Origin of the sequence: Bacillus sp. FSL P2-0099 (assembly GCF_038007445.1) — a bacterium.
Taxonomy (GTDB): Bacteria; Bacillota; Bacilli; order Bacillales; family Bacillaceae_G; genus Bacillus_A; species Bacillus_A mycoides.
This window is the reverse complement of sequence record NZ_JBBOXE010000001.1, coordinates 604,707-622,543: the sequence shown is the minus strand read 5'-3', so window position 1 is coordinate 622,543 and position 17,837 is coordinate 604,707. Positions and strand designations below refer to the sequence as shown.

General features: G+C 34.4%; 17 protein-coding genes. 7 read left to right on the top strand and 10 right to left on the bottom strand.

What is annotated here, in order from left to right; translation table 11 throughout:
* The first annotated feature begins 222 nt into the window (after nt 1–222).
* Entirely contained in the window at nt 223–1,572 is a 1,350-nt protein-coding gene (locus tag MKY90_RS03150) for a peptide MFS transporter (protein WP_061674012.1), read from the top strand.
* 42 nt (nt 1,573–1,614) lie between these two features.
* Here the strand turns inward: MKY90_RS03150 and MKY90_RS03145 are convergent, their stop codons facing one another.
* Together MKY90_RS03145 and MKY90_RS03140 are read right to left on the bottom strand one after the other, a co-directional pair.
* Nucleotides 1,615–1,794: an acid-soluble spore protein H gene (locus tag MKY90_RS03145; RefSeq protein ID WP_002010492.1), complete on the bottom strand. Its 180-nt coding sequence runs from the start codon at nt 1,792–1,794 to the stop codon at nt 1,615–1,617.
* A gap of 207 nt (nt 1,795–2,001) precedes the next feature.
* Complete coding sequence (locus tag MKY90_RS03140) at nt 2,002–2,289, bottom strand: ArsR/SmtB family transcription factor (RefSeq protein WP_001075217.1); 288 nt, start codon at nt 2,287–2,289, stop codon at nt 2,002–2,004.
* Between the two features lie 387 nt (nt 2,290–2,676).
* Between MKY90_RS03140 and MKY90_RS03135 the strand changes: the two genes are divergently transcribed.
* Nucleotides 2,677–3,213: a redoxin domain-containing protein gene (locus tag MKY90_RS03135; protein ID WP_321537331.1), complete on the top strand. Its 537-nt coding sequence runs from the start codon at nt 2,677–2,679 to the stop codon at nt 3,211–3,213.
* 203 nt (nt 3,214–3,416) lie between these two features.
* Entirely contained in the window at nt 3,417–5,036 is a 1,620-nt protein-coding gene (locus tag MKY90_RS03130; protein ID WP_063218725.1) for a lactate permease LctP family transporter, read from the top strand.
* Between the two features lie 38 nt (nt 5,037–5,074).
* Here the strand turns inward: MKY90_RS03130 and aspA are convergent, their stop codons facing one another.
* From aspA to gloA2, 3 genes are all read right to left on the bottom strand, one after another.
* Nucleotides 5,075–6,508: an aspartate ammonia-lyase gene (aspA, locus tag MKY90_RS03125; protein ID WP_063218726.1), complete on the bottom strand. Its 1,434-nt coding sequence runs from the start codon at nt 6,506–6,508 to the stop codon at nt 5,075–5,077.
* A gap of 181 nt (nt 6,509–6,689) precedes the next feature.
* Nucleotides 6,690–7,988 (bottom strand): hemolysin family protein, encoded by a 1,299-nt coding sequence (locus MKY90_RS03120; RefSeq protein WP_098167720.1) that lies wholly within the window; start codon nt 7,986–7,988, stop codon nt 6,690–6,692.
* Between the two features lie 107 nt (nt 7,989–8,095).
* On the bottom strand, nt 8,096–8,482 hold the full coding sequence (gene gloA2, locus MKY90_RS03115; RefSeq protein ID WP_001017670.1) for an SMU1112c/YaeR family gloxylase I-like metalloprotein: 387 nt from the start codon (nt 8,480–8,482) through the stop codon (nt 8,096–8,098).
* 91 nt (nt 8,483–8,573) lie between these two features.
* Here gloA2 and MKY90_RS03110 point away from each other — a divergent pair, with 91 nt between their 5' ends.
* The 3 genes from MKY90_RS03110 to MKY90_RS03100 all read left to right on the top strand — a co-directional run bounded on the left by MKY90_RS03110 (nt 8,574) and on the right by MKY90_RS03100 (nt 12,598).
* Nucleotides 8,574–9,752: a NupC/NupG family nucleoside CNT transporter gene (locus tag MKY90_RS03110; RefSeq protein WP_002186927.1), complete on the top strand. Its 1,179-nt coding sequence runs from the start codon at nt 8,574–8,576 to the stop codon at nt 9,750–9,752.
* Between the two features lie 332 nt (nt 9,753–10,084).
* Nucleotides 10,085–11,101: an LCP family glycopolymer transferase gene (locus MKY90_RS03105; RefSeq protein ID WP_002029713.1), complete on the top strand. Its 1,017-nt coding sequence runs from the start codon at nt 10,085–10,087 to the stop codon at nt 11,099–11,101.
* 234 nt (nt 11,102–11,335) lie between these two features.
* Nucleotides 11,336–12,598: a VanW family protein gene (locus tag MKY90_RS03100; RefSeq protein WP_016126541.1), complete on the top strand. Its 1,263-nt coding sequence runs from the start codon at nt 11,336–11,338 to the stop codon at nt 12,596–12,598.
* Nucleotides 12,599–12,652: 54 nt separating this feature from the next.
* Here the strand turns inward: MKY90_RS03100 and MKY90_RS03095 are convergent, their stop codons facing one another.
* Nucleotides 12,653–12,925, bottom strand: a complete 273-nt coding sequence (locus MKY90_RS03095) for a hypothetical protein (RefSeq protein WP_002091014.1) — start codon at nt 12,923–12,925, stop codon at nt 12,653–12,655.
* Nucleotides 12,926–12,939: 14 nt separating this feature from the next.
* On the bottom strand, nt 12,940–13,458 hold the full coding sequence (locus tag MKY90_RS03090) for an RNase A-like domain-containing lipoprotein (RefSeq protein ID WP_098167721.1): 519 nt from the start codon (nt 13,456–13,458) through the stop codon (nt 12,940–12,942).
* 399 nt (nt 13,459–13,857) lie between these two features.
* Here MKY90_RS03090 and MKY90_RS03085 point away from each other — a divergent pair, with 399 nt between their 5' ends.
* Complete coding sequence (locus MKY90_RS03085) at nt 13,858–14,406, top strand: TVP38/TMEM64 family protein (RefSeq protein WP_002029716.1); 549 nt, start codon at nt 13,858–13,860, stop codon at nt 14,404–14,406.
* A 63-nt stretch (nt 14,407–14,469) separates the two neighbouring features.
* Here MKY90_RS03085 and MKY90_RS03080 read toward each other — a convergent pair whose 3' ends face one another.
* The 3 genes from MKY90_RS03080 to MKY90_RS03070 form a co-directional block, all read right to left on the bottom strand.
* Nucleotides 14,470–16,170, bottom strand: a complete 1,701-nt coding sequence (locus MKY90_RS03080; protein WP_002091020.1) for a M4 family metallopeptidase — start codon at nt 16,168–16,170, stop codon at nt 14,470–14,472.
* Nucleotides 16,171–16,336: 166 nt separating this feature from the next.
* Nucleotides 16,337–16,465, bottom strand: coding sequence for an NprX family peptide pheromone (locus MKY90_RS03075; RefSeq protein ID WP_000733136.1), 129 nt, complete (start codon nt 16,463–16,465; stop codon nt 16,337–16,339).
* Nucleotides 16,466–16,479: 14 nt separating this feature from the next.
* Nucleotides 16,480–17,739 carry a tetratricopeptide repeat protein gene (locus MKY90_RS03070; protein WP_098167722.1) on the bottom strand — a complete coding sequence of 420 codons (1,260 nt, stop codon included), beginning with the start codon at nt 17,737–17,739 and terminating at the stop codon, nt 16,480–16,482.
* Nucleotides 17,740–17,837 lie beyond the last annotated feature (98 nt).

The following is a 17,837-nucleotide window of genomic DNA, read 5'->3' as shown; positions in this document are numbered from 1 at the left end:
TTTCTGATTTATCACTATTTTACTTTATTTTAGAATTCAATTACTACATTTGAAAACGCTTATTATCTTGTTTTCAGGGAAAAATACAATAACGGTTGAAGAAAAATAGATTTTTTCAGAAATTTTCTTGCTATTTCCATATAATTCTATTGACTTCTAAATATTTTGTGAATTAAAATAATTACATAAATATCCGTTATACAGGATTAGGGGGAAACAAACATGGATGCAGCTTTAAAATTAGACAAAGCTGGAGAGCAACAATCACCAAAAAAACATCCACCAGGATTATATTTGTTGTTCTTTACAGAAGCATGGGAAAGATTTAGTTATTACGGAATGCGTGGCTTATTAGTTCTTTATTTAACAACGAGCTTAGTAAGTGGCGGTTTAGGATTTGATAAAGCAGTTGCAGTTCAAATTTACGGTATTTTCACAATGCTTGTATATTTCACACCGATTATTGGTGGCTGGTTAACTGACCATTTCATTACGAAACGACATGCCATTACCATCGGCGGTATCATTATGGCGATTGGTAACTTCGTACTATTTTCAATGAACACGAAAACTGGACTATTTTTAGGATTAGGATTATTAGTTATCGGTAACGGATTCTTCAAACCAAATATCTCGACTTTACTAGGTCAATTATATAGCGACAACGATTCTCGTCGTGATAGTGCCTTCACTATCTTCTACATGGGAATTAACTTAGGAGCTCTTATCGCTCCATTCATTTGTGGTTACTTCACAGATTATAGATACGGTTTCTTAACAGCTTGTATCGGTATGATTATTGGACAGATTGCCTTTAATTTCTTAGCACCTCGTTACTTAGGGTCTATCGGAACAACTGTTGTCGGTAAAAAATCTAAAGAACAAAATGCAAAACCTATTGAGAAAAAGCCTTTAACAACACAAGAGAAAAAGCGTACAACTGCAATTTTAATTTTAACTTGTTTCGTTGTATTCTTCTGGGCAGGATTTGAACAAGCTGGTAGTTCTTTAACACTTTACACAGATAAGTTCGTGGATCGTACAATTGGTGGATTTACAATTCCAACACCTTGGTTCCAATCTGTAAACCCACTATTCATTATCTTACTAGCATTACCAGTTTCTGCATTATGGATTAAACTTTCAAAAACAAAAAATGGTGATTTAAAAATCCCTACAAAAATGGCTTTTGGTATGATTTTACTAGGAATCGGGTACTTAGTTTTAACTTTAGCTGTTCTAAAAACTGGTAGCGATGAAGGTAACATTACAATGAAAGCAAACTTACTATTCATTGTATTCACTTACATGTTCCACACAATCGGTGAATTATTCTTATCACCAATCGGATTATCTATGGTAAGTGCAATCGCACCTCTTAAATTAGCATCTTTATTAATGGGTGTATGGTTAGCTGGTACTGGCTTTGCAAACTTATTAGCAGGACAATTAGCTGCTTTCACTCAGTCTTTAGGATATTTAGAAGTATTCGCAAGCATCGGTGTTATCGTAATCGTGCTAGGATTAGTACTTCTTATGTTCTCTAAGAAAATTGCACATATGATGGAATAGTAAATAAAAAAGACGCTTCTACAATTAGAAGCGTCTTTTCTATTACATCTCTTCTAAAGCCGTGACATCCACGTGAACGCTCTCTCCTGGGTTGGATACGTCATACACTTGAGCACTACCCTTCTGCTCATCACAGCTCTCAATCCATACGGGGACTCCCTCGTATGTAACATCAATTCTACTTGAAGAAGATAATATCTGTTTCACACGTTTTACATCCATTATATTATTCCTCCTTTGGCTTACAACACTCCTTTCTATCTTTTCATATCCCTTCAGAATATATTCCGTCAATTTAGCACTTCAACCGATAGTTTGTTTCTTTCTAACACGCTAATATATACGCTCTCAAATCTTCCTATTATTAGATCCTTTCCAAATAAAAAAAGACGTATATTTCACACGTCTTCTTTCCATAATATTCAAAAATTAAGAAAATAATGTTTTTACTACTTCACTTACTTTATCGTTATGAATTTGATAGTACACTTCTAACCCGCGTCTCTCAAAGCGTACTACTTTATTTTGTTTTAATTTCGTTAAATGCTGCGAAACAGTTGATTGCGGAATTTCTAATACCTCTTGTAATTGTGTTACATTACATGTTCCACGCTGCATCAGTTCCATTACTAAACGTAGACGAAGTGGATGAGCTAATGCTCTTAACATCTGTACGTCTTCTTCTGAAATACGACAGTCAAATTGGTTTTGGTTCATAAAATTCCCCTCATTTTCATTTTTTATTTTCTCTTTATTTATTTATATATCTGTTCTTATATTTCCTGTTACGACATAACTTTATCAACCTATAATGCTGAGAAAATTTTCCGACTTTTATCAGCACACAGTTCAAGAAAAAATCCCACCTGATTTTGAATATTATACTATATGATACAATAAAAAAGCAAAACAAAGGGCTAGCAATACTTTGCTTACAAACGTTGTTTTATCAGGCTTTTTGTTATATTTTCACCTTACTGAAATGTACAGTAATGATATTGTAAAATATCGTCCATAATTGATAACCTATCGTAAAGTAATTTGACCATATTTAACCACTTTGTTACGATAAAAAGGAAATTTAAGTAAGGAGGATGATGTAATATTAAAAAATGGTTTATTTTTGCGTTAATTAGCATTGCGGTTGGCTGGACCATTATCAATCACTTCCTATACAAAAAAGAAGATATAGCTTCAAAATCAAACACCCCCATTGGAACTGAAGTTGGCAATGTTGCCCGCAATTTCCTTCTAGAAACAACCACTGGTCAAGAAGTTCGTCTTACAGACTATAAAGGAAAAAAAGTAATATTGAATTTTTGGGCAAGCTGGTGTGGTCCATGCAAAATAGAAATGCCTGATATGGAAAAGTTTTATCACGATACTAAAGATATGGGGATTGAAATTGTTGCTGTAAATGCGACAGCTACTGAAAAAGACCCGAATAATGTAAAACAATTTCTTGAAGAAAACAAATATACCTTCCCCGTCCTATTAGATCAGAAAGGCCAGGCAAGTGCCACATATCAAATCATCAGCATTCCAACATCTTTTGTCATCGATACAAACGGTGTCATTCAATATAAGCATGTAGGACCAATGACATATGAAAAAATGAAAGAATATGTAAATAATTTATAGAAGCGTAATCAAATCAATTTGATTACGCTTTTTGTCTACTTTATGAACAAAATGTTACTTTTAATACTATTATGGAATAATTATACTTTTTCACGTTGACAATAGTGTTGAAGGAGAATATACTAAGCATGTAAGTTGATTGTGAATAGTTTCACAAATAATGTGAATTTCTTCACATATAATAGATAGGAGTTGTCATTATTATGAGTACTTGGACACAAATTTATGACCCATTAAACAATATTTGGTTATCTGCACTAATCGCAGCACTCCCAATTTTTTGCTTCATTATTTGTTTAGTGGGATTCAAAATGAAAGGTTACATGGCTGGGCTTTATAGTGTGATCGTCGCTATTATTCTTGCTATATTTGTTTATAAAATGCCCGCAACTGTAGCTGTAGCATCTGCCGGATTCGGTGTTTTATCTGGATTTTATCCAATTTGTACTATCGTTATCGCAGCTATCTTCCTTTACAAATTAACTGTTAAAACAGAACAATTCAATGTCATTCGTGATAGCATTTCAAGTATTACAAATGATCAGCGTTTACAAGTATTATTAATCGCTTATTCTTTCGGTGCTTTCTTAGAAGGCGCAGCTGGTTTCGGTGTTCCAGTTGCTATTACAGCTGCATTACTTGTAGGTATGGGCTTTAATCCATTAAAAGCAGCAGGTATTTGCTTAGTAGCTAATATCGCTGGTGGTGCTATGGGTGCTATGGGTATTCCAGTTACAGTACCTGCACAATTAACTGGGCTAGATGCATTAACTGTCGGTCGTCAAGCTGTTTACATTTTGCCATTCATTAGCATTATTTTACCGTTCTTACTTGTTTCAATGGTAGATGGATTTAAAGGTATTAAAGAAACTTGGCAAGGTATTCTTGTAAGTGGTGTTTCTTTCGCAATTACTCAGTTCCTTGTGACTTACTTCTTAGGCGCTGAACTTACTAATATTTTCGCAGCAGTCGTAAGTATGGTCGCTCTGGCATTATTCTTACGTGTTTGGCAACCAAAATCTTCTGCTAAAGAAGAAAAACAAGAAGAAAAAAAATCTCATACATTCAATCAAATTTTATATGCTTGGTCCCCATTCGTATTCTTAACTGCATTCGTAACAATCTTTAATTTAAAACCAATTAAAGCTTTATTTGCTCCGGATGGTCCATTGGCAAACTTAGTATTTAACATTCAATTCCCTGGTCTTCATAATATGGTTATGAAAACTGCACCAATTACAAAGGCTGATACACCTTTCGCAGCGATTTTCAAACTAGATGTATTCTCTTCTACAACTACTGCGATTGTATTAGCAATCATCGTTTCACTTATCGTCTACCGTGTAAACGGCAAAATGATTAAAGAATTAATGATCGAAACAATAAAAGAACTAAAAGTTCCAGTATATACAATTTGTAGCGTTATCGCTTTAGCTTACGTAGAAAACTACTCTGGTATGTCATCTACACTTGGACTTGCATTCTCTTCTACAGGAAATGCATTCCCAGTTCTTTCTCCAATCTTAGGATGGATTGGCGTATTCATTACAGGTTCAGTCGTATCAAGTGGTTCATTATTCGCACCACTTCAAGCAGTAACTGCCGATCAGTTAAACATCGTACCATCTACTCTCGTTTCATTAAACGTAGTTGGTGGTACAATCGCAAAAATGGTTTCACCACAATCTGTAGCAGTTGCTTGTGCAGCAGTTGGACTAGTTGGTCAAGAATCTGCTCTATTTAAAATAGTAATGAAATATAGTTTAATCTTCTTAGCTATTATTAGCTTACTTCAACTTAACTCTGTATTTAATATCTTCTAAAAAAAAGCACCGATCCAAATGGATCGGTGCTTTTTACATTACATTTTTTTAGTCTTTAATAAAGAAGCACCAGCAATTTCAGGATGCGTCATTTCGTATGGATCCAAAATAATATCAAGCTCTTCTGCTGTAAGTACACCATGTTCTAAACATAGCTCCCTAACAGATTTTCCTGTCGCAATTGCTTCACGTGCAATGCGAGAAGCTGCTTCATAACCAATATGAGGATTCACTGCTGTAATAACTCCAACACTTTTTTCAACATATTGCTTAAGCAACTCTTCATTCGCTGTAATTCCCTTTATACAGTATTCACGGAATACACGGAAACCGTTATTCATAATACTGATGGATTGAATTAAATTAAATACTAATACCGGCTCCATTACATTTAACTCTAATTGTCCAGCTTCTGACGCTAAGCAAATTGTATGGTCATTTCCAATTACTTGGAAAGCAACTTGGTTAATTACTTCTGCCATAACTGGATTTACTTTCCCCGGCATAATAGATGAACCTGGTTGACGAGCTGGTAATTGAATTTCCGCCAACCCAACACGTGGACCAGACGCCATAATACGAAGGTCATTTGCAATTTTAGACATATTCATCATACATACTTTTAGTGCTGCAGATACTTCTGTATATGCATCTGTGTTTTGCGTCGCATCAACTAAGTGCTCTGCACCAACAAGAGGGAAACCACTAAAAATTCGTAAATGCTTCACAACTTGTTCTATATAAGTAGGGTTTGCATTTAATCCCGTACCGACAGCTGTCGCACCCATATTAACTTCGTATAAATGTTGACGAGACTGTTTAATTCTTTTTATATCACGCTCTAGCACTCTGCTATATGCTTCAAATTCTTGCCCAAGGCGAATTGGAACTGCATCTTGCAAATGCGTACGCCCCATTTTAATAACGTGATCAAACTCTTTTGCTTTATCATGAAAAGCAGAGTGAAGTTCTTCCATTGTAACAAGAAGTTCTTCCAGCATCATAAGAGTTGCTATATGAATCCCAGTTGGGAACGCATCATTTGTTGATTGGGCCATGTTCACATGAGTGTTTGGGCTAATTTTCGCATATTCACCTTTTTCGTATCCCATACGTTCCAAGGCTCTATTTGCAATTACTTCATTAGTATTCATATTAATTGAAGTACCTGCTCCACCTTGAATCGGGTCTACGATAAATTGATCATGGAACTTTCCATCAACAATCTCTTGTGCCGCTTCTGCAATTTCTTGTCCGATATCTTTAGCTAAGTAACCTGTATCTATATTCGCAAGCGCTGCCGCTTTTTTTACAATTGCCATTGCCGTAATGAGTGACGGATGAATGCGGTATCCTGTAATAGGAAAGTTTTCTACGGCACGTAATGTTTGTACACCATAATAAGCTACACTCGGTACTTCCTTTTCACCTAAAAAATCTTTTTCTATACGTATATCCTTCGTTGCTATCATTTTTCATCACCTATACTTTTCATTCTAAATCCTTATCTAAAGAATTCGCCCTATAAAATACGAGTATCATTAAATGAATTCTTCAGTATCCACTTTCACTATATAGCACCTTTTTTGAAAGCGCAAACATTTATTTTTCTATATATACTTTTTATTAAAGTTTATATAATAGAAAATCCATTCATTCTTCTACTTTCTTTATTTCAACTCGCTTAATTTGATGCATATCCTTTTCAAGAACTTTAAAAGAAAAGCCGTGTTTTTCAATAATATCTCCTTCAGCAACGATTTGCTTTTGTACCATAATCCAGCCACCAATTGTATCTACATCATCAGCGATTAAGTGTATGCCAAATAAATCATTTACTTCACTAATAAGCACTTTTCCCTCTACGATTTTATACCCTTCACTTATATGCTCTATAGGCGGGTGTTCATCTTCATCGTATTCATCTCGGATTTCTCCAACAATTTCTTCTAAAATATCTTCTAGTGTAACGATCCCCGCTGTACCACCATATTCATCATATAATACGGCTAATGGAATTCGTTTTCTTTGCATTTGTAATAGCAAATCATGAATAGGGATATTTTCTAACACTTCAATAACTGGTCTTGTATATGGCGTAATCGAGCACCCCTCGTCTCGATTACCATCCATATAACGAATAAATAAATCCTTTACATTAACCATCCCAATAATTTCATCTTTATCTTCACCAAATACGGGATATCTCGTGTACTTTTCTTGTGCGATTATTTTAATATGTGTTTCAAATGGTTCGTCCTCATATAAACCTACAACTTCCGTACGAGGTACCATAATTTCCTTTGCGACTCTATTATCGAATTCAAAAATATTATTTACATATTTAAATTCCCTTTGATTAATCTCTCCACTCTCATAACTCTCAGATAAGATTAATCGTAATTCTTCCTCCGAATGAGCTACTTCATGTTCAGAAGCCGGATGTAATCCGAATAACCCTGTTACAAGCCTTGCAGAACCATTTAAAGCCCAAATAAACGGATACATTACTCGGTAAAAGTAAATAATTGGATTCGATAATAATAAGCTAACTTGCTCTGCCCTTTGTATAGCGAGCGTCTTCGGAGCAAGTTCACCAATGACAACATGTAAAAACGTAATAACTGCAAAGGCAATAATAAATGAAACTGTACTTGCAATTGCAGGAGATAGGTGTAGTTTTAAAAACAACGGCTCGAGTATATGTTTTATAGTGGGCTCTCCTAACCACCCAAGCCCTAAAGCAGTAATTGTAATACCTAACTGACATGCTGATAAATACTCATCTAAATTCGAAGTTACTTTTTTAGCTGCCAATGCTCCTCGTCGTTTTTCACTAACGAGTTGATCAATACGACTGCTACGCACCTTAATAATTGCAAACTCAACAGCCACAAAAAATGCTGTTAACGCAATAAGGATGGCTACCATCAGTAATTTTAAAATATCCACATATGTCCTTTAGCTTTCTTAGCTAAAGTTACACCTCCTTTAAAAAAGAAGTTTCACTTTAGTTTCTTCATTTATTTGAAAGCAACCCTATATAAAATTCACCAATTTCAAGCCTCATACAATTCTAAAGGCAAGCCATCAGGATCTTGGAAAAAGACAAATTTTTTATCCGTAATTTCATCCATACGTATCGCTTCAGTCTCCACACCGCATTGTTTTAAATGGTTTACAGCTTCTTCTATATTTGTAACAGCAAATGCTAAATGTCTAAGTCCAGCTGCTTCTGGAAAACTTGGGCGCTCAGGTGGACTAGGAAATGAAAATAATTCAATTTGATACTCTTCCCCTACACATAAATCTAACTTATAAGAATCTCGTTCTTTTCTATATACTTCATTTATCGCTTTAAAACCTAATATCCGAGTATAAAAATCCTTTGACAGTTCATAATTCGAACAAATAATTGCAACGTGGTGCACTCTACATATATTCATGCTCTCTCTATTCCTTTCTTTACCAAAGATGCATATTCTCCCTTGAAATGAAAAACATATATAGCAGAATATCTCTTTTAGGGGGCTTACTATGAAATTTATTACTTTTTTCGCGGGACTTATCGTTGTTTTCTTCCTTGCTTATATTGCTAGCAACAATAAGAAACATATTAAATTTAAACCAATTTTTATCATGCTTATTATACAATTAATTTTAACCTATTTATTATTAAATACAGAAATTGGTCTCATACTTATTACGGTAATTTCTAGCTTGTTTACGAGGCTACTTGAGTATGCTGCCAGTGGTATAAACTTTGTATTTGGCGGTCTTGCAAATAAAGGGGAAATGCCATTTTTCCTTAACGTATTATTACCGATTGTCTTTATCTCCGTCTTAATTGGTATATTACAACATTTCAAAATACTACCATTCTTTATTCGTTGGATTGGTTTCTTTCTTAGCAAAATAAACGGTCTTGGGAAATTAGAATCTTACAACGCCATCGCTTCCGCTATTGTCGGCCAATCAGAAGTTTTTATTACGGTTAAAAAACAATTAGCCCAAATTCCAAAACATCGACTATATACACTTTGCGCCTCTGCTATGTCAACAGTATCTATGTCCATTGTCGGTGCCTATATGACAATGATTGAACCAAAATATGTAGTAACCGCACTCGTTCTCAATTTATTTAGTGGTTTTATTATCGTACTCATTATTAACCCTTACGACGTTAACGATGATGAAGACATTTTGGTAATAAAAGGGGAAAAACAAAGTTTCTTTGAAATGCTTGGAGAATACATTCTTGATGGTTTTCGTGTAGCAATTGTCGTCGGTGCTATGCTCATTGGATTCGTCGCATTAATGAGTTGCATTAATGACCTATTCCTCATTATATTCGGCATTACTTTCCAACAATTAATAGGCTATGTATTCGCCCCTATTGCATTTCTTATCGGCGTACCAAGTTCTGAAATTGTCACAGCGGGTAGCATTATGGCAACAAAGCTTGTAACAAATGAATTTGTAGCAATGATGGATCTTAGTAAAATTTCCAGCACTCTCTCTATCCGTACAGTTGGTATTATTTCTGTCTTCCTCGTTTCTTTTGCCAACTTTTCTTCCATTGGAATTATTTCCGGTGCGGTAAAAGGGTTAAACGAAGAACAAGGAAATGTTGTTGCCCGCTTCGGCCTAAAATTACTATACGGCGCTACTCTTGTTAGTATTTTATCTGCGATTATTGTAAGTATTATGCTTTAATTAGGTAAAATTTTATCATTTTCTTATCCCTGTCTTTTGTATACAATAACGAATAGATGTCTTATAAAGTGAAACTTTAATCAGAGGGGGCTATCCCCCACTGATTATTAGCCCTCACCAATCGGGCATTTACGGGCAGTTATCTCCCACCTAACTTCCTTGCATTCGCTGGACTTTGAGGTGGGAGTTTTACTGCCCGTTAATGCGGGATAAATAATCAATACATCTATTTTTTATACATGTACAATACCTTTTATTTAGCGTAAAATATTTTTTATGTGTTTTAATACGCTTCTAAATGTATACACTTTGATTGTTTTAAAGGAGAAAAAATGATGAAATCCGACATTAACAACGAAACTCGAGCCAAAAAAGGACGCTCAAAGAAAAAGCGCCTACTTTGGTTCATTCTTATTCCCTTACTTATTGTAGCAATGGGAGCAGGAGGCTATTCCTTCCATATATACAGTAAAGCAAAATCCGTCTTAAGCAACGCTTATTCTGAACTCGGCCGAGGAGATAAATCCAGCAAACGTGAAAAAGCTGTTAAACCTATGACTGATAATATTTCTGTCCTGATCATGGGTGTTGATGAAAGTGATATCAGGGAAAAAGGTTACGGAAAAGCGACTCGTACAGATGCATTACTACTTGCAACAATTAATAAAAATGATAAATCTGTTAAACTAGTCAGCATTCCACGTGATTCACGCGTCTTCATTAAATCACGTGATAAATATGATAAAATTACACATGCACATGTATTTGGTGGTGTAGACAGCACAATTGATACAGTAGAAAAATTTTTAGATGTACCAGTTGATTACTATGTAAAATTTAATTTCAAATCCTTTATCAAGATTGTTGATTCTCTAGGTGGTATAACTGTCGACGTTCCAGTTGAGTTCACAGAACAAAATAGTAGCGACGAAGCAGATGCAATTCACCTAAAAAAAGGGCGTCAACATTTAAATGGAGAAGAAGCACTTGCACTAGCTAGAACGCGTCATATTGATAGTGATTATATGCGTGGTCAACGACAACAACTTGTTTTAGAGGCTATTGCTGAAAAAGCCCTATCTCTCAATTCCATTAATAAAATCGGAAGCCTATTAGATGCTGTCGATACAGACTTAAAAACAAATTTAACTTTTGATGATATGATGACTATTGCAAAAAATTCAATGGATTCAAATTTAAAAATGGATAAATTGCAAGTGGAAGGTACTGATAAATATATAGGTGGTATTTATTATTACGTTCCAAACGAAAAGAGTGTTAATGATATATCGACAACACTTCAAGAACATCTCGGTGTTACGAATAAAAATGAGCATAAAAAATTATAATAAAAAGGCTGCTAGATTTTTCTAAGCAGCCTTTTTATTATAATTTTCAACATATTTCTCATGCATATTGTGACAAAAAGAGACAATTATTACAGCAGTGTAACATTTTTTATGAAAACATTACACACGTAGTGAAAATAATAGTATACTAGGACGTACATAATGTTATTTTCATCATTTTTATACAAAAAATGTAATACATATATTTATAAAAATTTTTCTGGGGGGAAATAAATGAAGCTAAGCAAAATACTGATTGGTTCCGCTATTGCTGGTGGCATATTACTTTGTGTTGGTGGTATTGGTGGATATCAATATGTATCCAAATTAAATAATCAACTAAATACAACTGCACTACCAAACACTACATTTGAAGGTATTTCTCTTGATGGAAAAAATAAAGCAGATATTCAAGCCCTTGTTAATCAAAAGATGAATGAATTAAATCAAAAATCTCTTAACTACGTATTCCAAAATGATAAGCAAAATTACACGTGGAAAGATTTAGGAGTAGATTATAAAGAGAAGGATATTGTCGACAATATCTTTAAAGAACAAGAAGGGAACGTAATGAATCGTTACAACATGCGTAAGCAAGCTGAAAACGGTGAAGTAAAACGTGACTATAAATTAACACCACAATTAAATACAACAACTTATGAAACCTTTATAAAGGATAAATATAATGAAACATTAAAAAATCCTGTCAACGCCGAATTAAGTGTTGAAGGCTCTACAGTAAATATTACCCAAAGTCAAAATGGAGAAAAAATTGATAAAGGAAAATTAACCGATTTAACAAGCGCAGCTATTACTTCTGGCGCACCCGATGTTGTATTACCAGTTACACTAATAAAACCTGAACGTTCTACAGAAGATATACAACAAATGGGGATTAAAGAAGTGATTGCTGAATATTCCACCCCAATGGCTGGCCGTAATGGAAATCAATCCTATAACGTAAATAAGTCAGCTAATACGTTAAGTGGAGTTATTGTAGCACCTGATGAAACGTTTAGTTTTAATGGCCGTGTTGGCGTAACTGATGCTGCACATGGTTATAAATCCGCAGCAGTATATTCACAAGGTAAAGTTATACAAAGTGCAGGCGGAGGCGTTTGCCAAGTAAGTAGTACTTTATACAGCGCAGCTTTAAGGGCAGATTTAGGAATTGTTTCTCGAAGCAATCATTCTATGCCCGTAAATTATTTACCACTTGGGCAGGATGCAGCAGTGGCAGATTATGGTCCGGATTTAAAATTTAAAAACAATACAGGTAAGCATATTTACATTCAAGCATTTTCAAATGGCGGTAGTATTACTACACGTATTTTCGGTACAAATACTGGTAAAAATGTTGAAGTTTCTTCTCAAGTAATTAGTAATACTGGTGATAAAATAACAGCGGTTACGTATAAAAAAGTAACACAAAACGGTGAAGTACTCTCAAATGGACAAATTTCAAAAAGCGTATATAAAAGTGCCCCAAAACAATGAGATAATATCAAACGGACAAATTTCAAAAAGCGTATACAAAAAGGCGTGATCTACTCACGCCTTTTTCTTTTGCAATAATAGTAAAAAAATTTCCAGATGATCTTTCGTTTCTTCTAAAGACCACACACGATTGCCTTGCTTCGCAGCTAATACGCACGCTTCTTCCCACGCGTTCTTTTTCTTCATATTTACTAATTCATCGCGTAATTTCAAAACAATCTCTTCGTCCTCTTGCTCTATAAACTCTTCCATCACGCTTACTATTTCATCCTCATGAATACTTAACGTACAGTACGATTTAAGAAAGTATTGTAATGTTGGATACATATATACTCCCCCCTTTATTTATCTGATGGATAAGAAGTAATAATCTTAAACCCTAGATTTCCTGATTTATCTCTCGCTAAAACAGTAACAGTCTTTACTAGTTTGTCTTTTACATTCATATTTTTCTTTATTACTGTTTTTCCAACTGGGAATGAATGAGTTGTATTCAATACAAGACGAGCCTCTTTAGAGTTTTTCAACCAATCCTGAATTTCTTTATCATGTTGTTTTAAACTATCTTTCACAGCCTTTGTCGCTGTTGCCTTATCATAGTATGTACTTGCCGCTGAAACTTTATCTGTCTTCAAACGATTCTTCAAATCCTCTTCTGATTTGCCTACATGCCTTTCAATCGTATGACCATTTTTAGGTGGCCCTTCCATTTCATCTAAAATATTATCACTAATTTTTTCTACTGATGTAGAATGATCCTCTTTTGGTTTTTCTGTTTTTTGTTCTTTTCCTGCACATCCACTTAAAATCAGCATTAGTGCCAATAAACTACTCAAGAAAAGACTACTTAATCGTTTCATCGTATCACCTCTTCCATGATTATTATCGTAACTCCACTAAAAGTCAATTTCACAAAGAAAAAATATATACAGTTTTAAAATCCTCATTCATTTTGCTATATTTTCCACCCCCCTTTCATCAAATCACTGTTTTTCTCCCTTTTTAAAATATACCCCCATGTTTTTATAATTATTTCCCAGATGAAAACACCAATTGAAATACTCCACAAACCCTTTAAATACAGGATTTAAGGAGTGCTTTTTAAACAAACTAAATATACCCCTACTTTTATATACCCAATACCTATATAAGGTATACAAATCCCTTCCTATCAACAGTTTCCTACATTATGTAAATTTGCACTTGCCTACACAATAGAAATATGGTGTAATGCAAAAAAAGATAAAGGATTTTAAACAATGGCTGAAACAATTCAAAACTTCTTAACAGACTATTATTCAATCGCAATTCCACTTAGTATCTTAATTAACATCATCATCAGTCTTTTAGGTTTTATCCCTAGTATTTTTTTGACCGCTATTAATATACAACTCTTCGGTGTAACAAACGGAACCATTATTTCGATCGCAGGTGAGGCATTAGGGGCTATTATCTCGTTTTATATTTATCGTATAGGCCTTCAGAAATTCACTCACAACAAAGTAAATAAGTATCCAAAGGTAGAACGCCTACTTTATGTAGAAGGTAGAGAGGCCTTTCTACTCGTTCTATCGTTTCGATTCATACCTTTCATCCCATCAAGTATCGTTACTTTATTTGCAGCTCTAGGCAAAATGTCATTACTCTCTTTCAGTATTGCCAGCACAATAGGGAAAATACCGGCTTTATTGATTGAAGTATATTCTGCATATCATGTCATTAACGGAACAAATGAAGCGAAATGGATTATTACAATCGCAGGTTGTGTTGGATTATTTTATTTGTGGAAAAAATGGAGAAAAAAATAAAGAAGGAGCCTATGCTCCTTCTTTATTTTTGAGGTATTTTATTAATAACTATCCCTTAAAGCCTTAGTTTACACCAACAGCACTAAATGATTGCTTAACTGCTGCTACTTCTGCAGAGCTAGCACCATATAAATCAGCTGCAGCTTGTACTGCACCAGCACGTGCTTGACTAAATGTAGTAGATTGCGTGAAATACTGTGTATTTGCACGGTAGTAAATCGCACCTAATTTATCTTTACCGATACCAGTTACAGTTACACCAGAATGCGTACCACCATTTGCTAATAAATAAGCTTGTTTGTTAATAATACCACTGTTTGTATGAACGCCACCGTTATCACTTGAACCAGTGTAACGCTTAGAATAATGATCTGGATCACCATACTTCGCAGGATCACTCATAGAACGAAGTGCATCTCCCGCTTGTCCAGGTGTATAAATATCTTCACCAATCTCCCAATCTGGGTTACGGTTATCATAGAATTCTACTAAAGTACCAAAAATATCAGAAATTGCTTCATTTAACGCTCCTGATTCATTTTGATAAATTAAATCCGAGCTATTTTCCGTAACAGCATGTGTTAATTCATGGCCAATTACATCAATGCCACCAGATAATGAAGTGAATGTTACACCATCACCATCTCCGTATACCATTTGTGAGCCGTTCCAGAATGCATTATTATACTTACTTCCGTAATGAACTGTTGATTTTAATGGTGCTCCTGCATCATTAATAGAGTTTCTGTTAAATGTAGCTTTATAGTAATCATATGTTTTACCTGCATAGTAATGAGCATCTACTGCCGCTGCATCATAGGCTGCATTGAAAACATTATCTGCATCTGCCCATAATGTTCCTGGTAATGTTGAGCGGTTTTTCGCATCATATGTGAAAATTGTTGCTCCGCGCGTATTATCTTGTAAATAGTAAGACGATCCAGATAACGTTGTATTAAGCGATTTCGTATCTCCTAATACACCTTTACCAGTTCCAACTTTATTCGTCCCTGTTACAGGCTTTACAACCGCTTTCGCTTCCTGTTTAGGAGCATCTTGCTTAACTGGTGACTTATCATCATTCGTTACATGATCAAGTTTATTATATTTATTTAACACTTTACCGCTTTCCGCTTCAATGAAATAGTAATAGTTTCCTGGATTTGGCTCTAAGAAGTTTAAATTCACAACGTATGCATATGTCGTTTCTTCACCATTTTGATATACATATAAATCCGCTTTTGGATCCACTTCGTATTTAGGTGTTACTCCTAAATCTTGTTGCGCAATTTCAATTGCTTTTGCGCCTTCAATCTTATTTTTGTTTTTTAACTTTTCCTTCTTGTCTAAATCAGGCGCAACTGTTCCAGACAATACTTTTAAAGAACCATCTTTACTTACGTGAGCTACTTGAGTAGACCCCCATACAGGTACTCCCTCGTAAACTTGTTGCATACGTACTACTGTTGAATCAGTTACAGCATCTTTTTTCACTTGTTTCACTTTGAAAGAATCTTGTGCACTCTTTTCCCCTAGCTTATAATCACCTTTTGCTGCGTTTAAGTAATCAAACACCACAGATTCCGCTTTCTTACCAGTCGCTCCAGTTAGATCACCAGAAATAAACTCAGGTGACTGTACCGTCTCATTGTACTTCTTAGTAGAGAGTACATTTTTAGAATCCGCAAATGCAGAGCCTGTCCCTCCGAACGTAGTAACTGCCATTCCTGCCGCTAACACTAACGCTAAACTCTTCTTTTTCATCTAACATTCCCCCTAATAAAAAATTTTTGAAAAAGAGTAGTTTCATATTATCATTATGTTTCCACTATTAATATACTAAAAATTCAATTAATTTCTTTCTCAAGTGTTGTAGAATTTTGAGGAACAAATATTGAAAAAAACCCTTTCCGTTGGGAAAGGGTTTTTTTTATAAATTAATTTGTTCAACTGTTTTAGCTTCTTGCCCTAGAGTATCCGGCTTCCAAGCATACTGAATATCCAATACTACAGCTGCAATTGCCATAACCACAAATGTTCCTGCAATTAACTTTTTCATACTATCCCTCCTCTTTACTCTTCTAATAAAGTAATCGCTAATTTATAATAGCGATTACTTTCTTTAAAATCTGAGCATTCTTCTAAGTATTCAGCTAGTTCTAAGTATACTTTCTTTAAATCTTTTATATTTTCCTCTGTTTTAAAGAAAGGAACTACTTCTGTTTCTAGAAATTTTTTATAGAGGTCTCTTTCTTCAAAATATTTATATCTTAAATTTAACAATAAATATAACATCCCTTTGTATCTATCATCTTTCCTTGCAGCAAGGATACCTTTTTCAATCCATTCAGCCGCTTCCTCAAGTTCTCCTAATTGAATACACTGTAATGAGAGCTCATACATGGCATCAATATAATTCATATCCTCTTCTTTTTTATTCTTTAAGCATTCTATATAATACTCTTTCGCCTTGGCATAATTTTTTTGTCGGTAGTACAGATAACCAATATTATTTAAAGCAATAGAAAGAATATTATCTTTATCAGCAAAAGAAGTTGCTTCTCTTATGATATGATTATAGATTTCCATAGCTTCATTATATTGTTTTTTTCTAGTATAACTAAATGCAATTAAAAACTTACAATTAATTATATTTCTAAATTTATATTCACTTTTAAAACCTTCTAATGCCACATTAGCAAAATATAATGTCATATGGTCTATTTCCATCTGACTATATGTCAATGCCAAATTATAATATATTCCTGTTTCATAATATCCTAACTCTTTCGCCATCGATTCCGTCTTTAACAGATATTCTAATGCCTGCGTATATTTGTACTGCACAGAATATAATAATGCCTTATTATACGTATATAACATCTTCTGAAAAGGCGAGTATTTCTTATACACTTTCTTCAATCCGTCCAATTCTTCTTCAACAGCAGGGAGATCCCGCTTCATCATTAAATAACGTGTATACAGCAGTTTATAATAATTTATAATTTCAAAATCCAACACATGCTTCATTTCACCTTGCAACTCTTCGTATATGCGCTCTACTTGTTGCTTGTCCAAATGAACTAATGCATTCAACCACTCGTCCAACTTCACTTTCACATCTTCTTCTACATCTCTCAAATCCGTCACAGCAATTTCTAGTCTTGTGCAGAGCAATTGTAGAATTTCTTCTGATGCTTCAATCTTTCCATTTTCGATCTTACTTAAGTATGAGACAGAACAAATGCCCTGACATAATTCTTCTTGTGTCATTTTTTGCTGTAGCCGTTTATAAAAAACTTGCTTGCCTATTTTTTCTAATGTTTGTTGCATTGTCCTCCTCCATTCTCATTACCCCCACTACTCTAATAATACATAAAATCTAGAGAAATATAAATTGATAAATGTAAATTTTCTAAAAAATATGCATT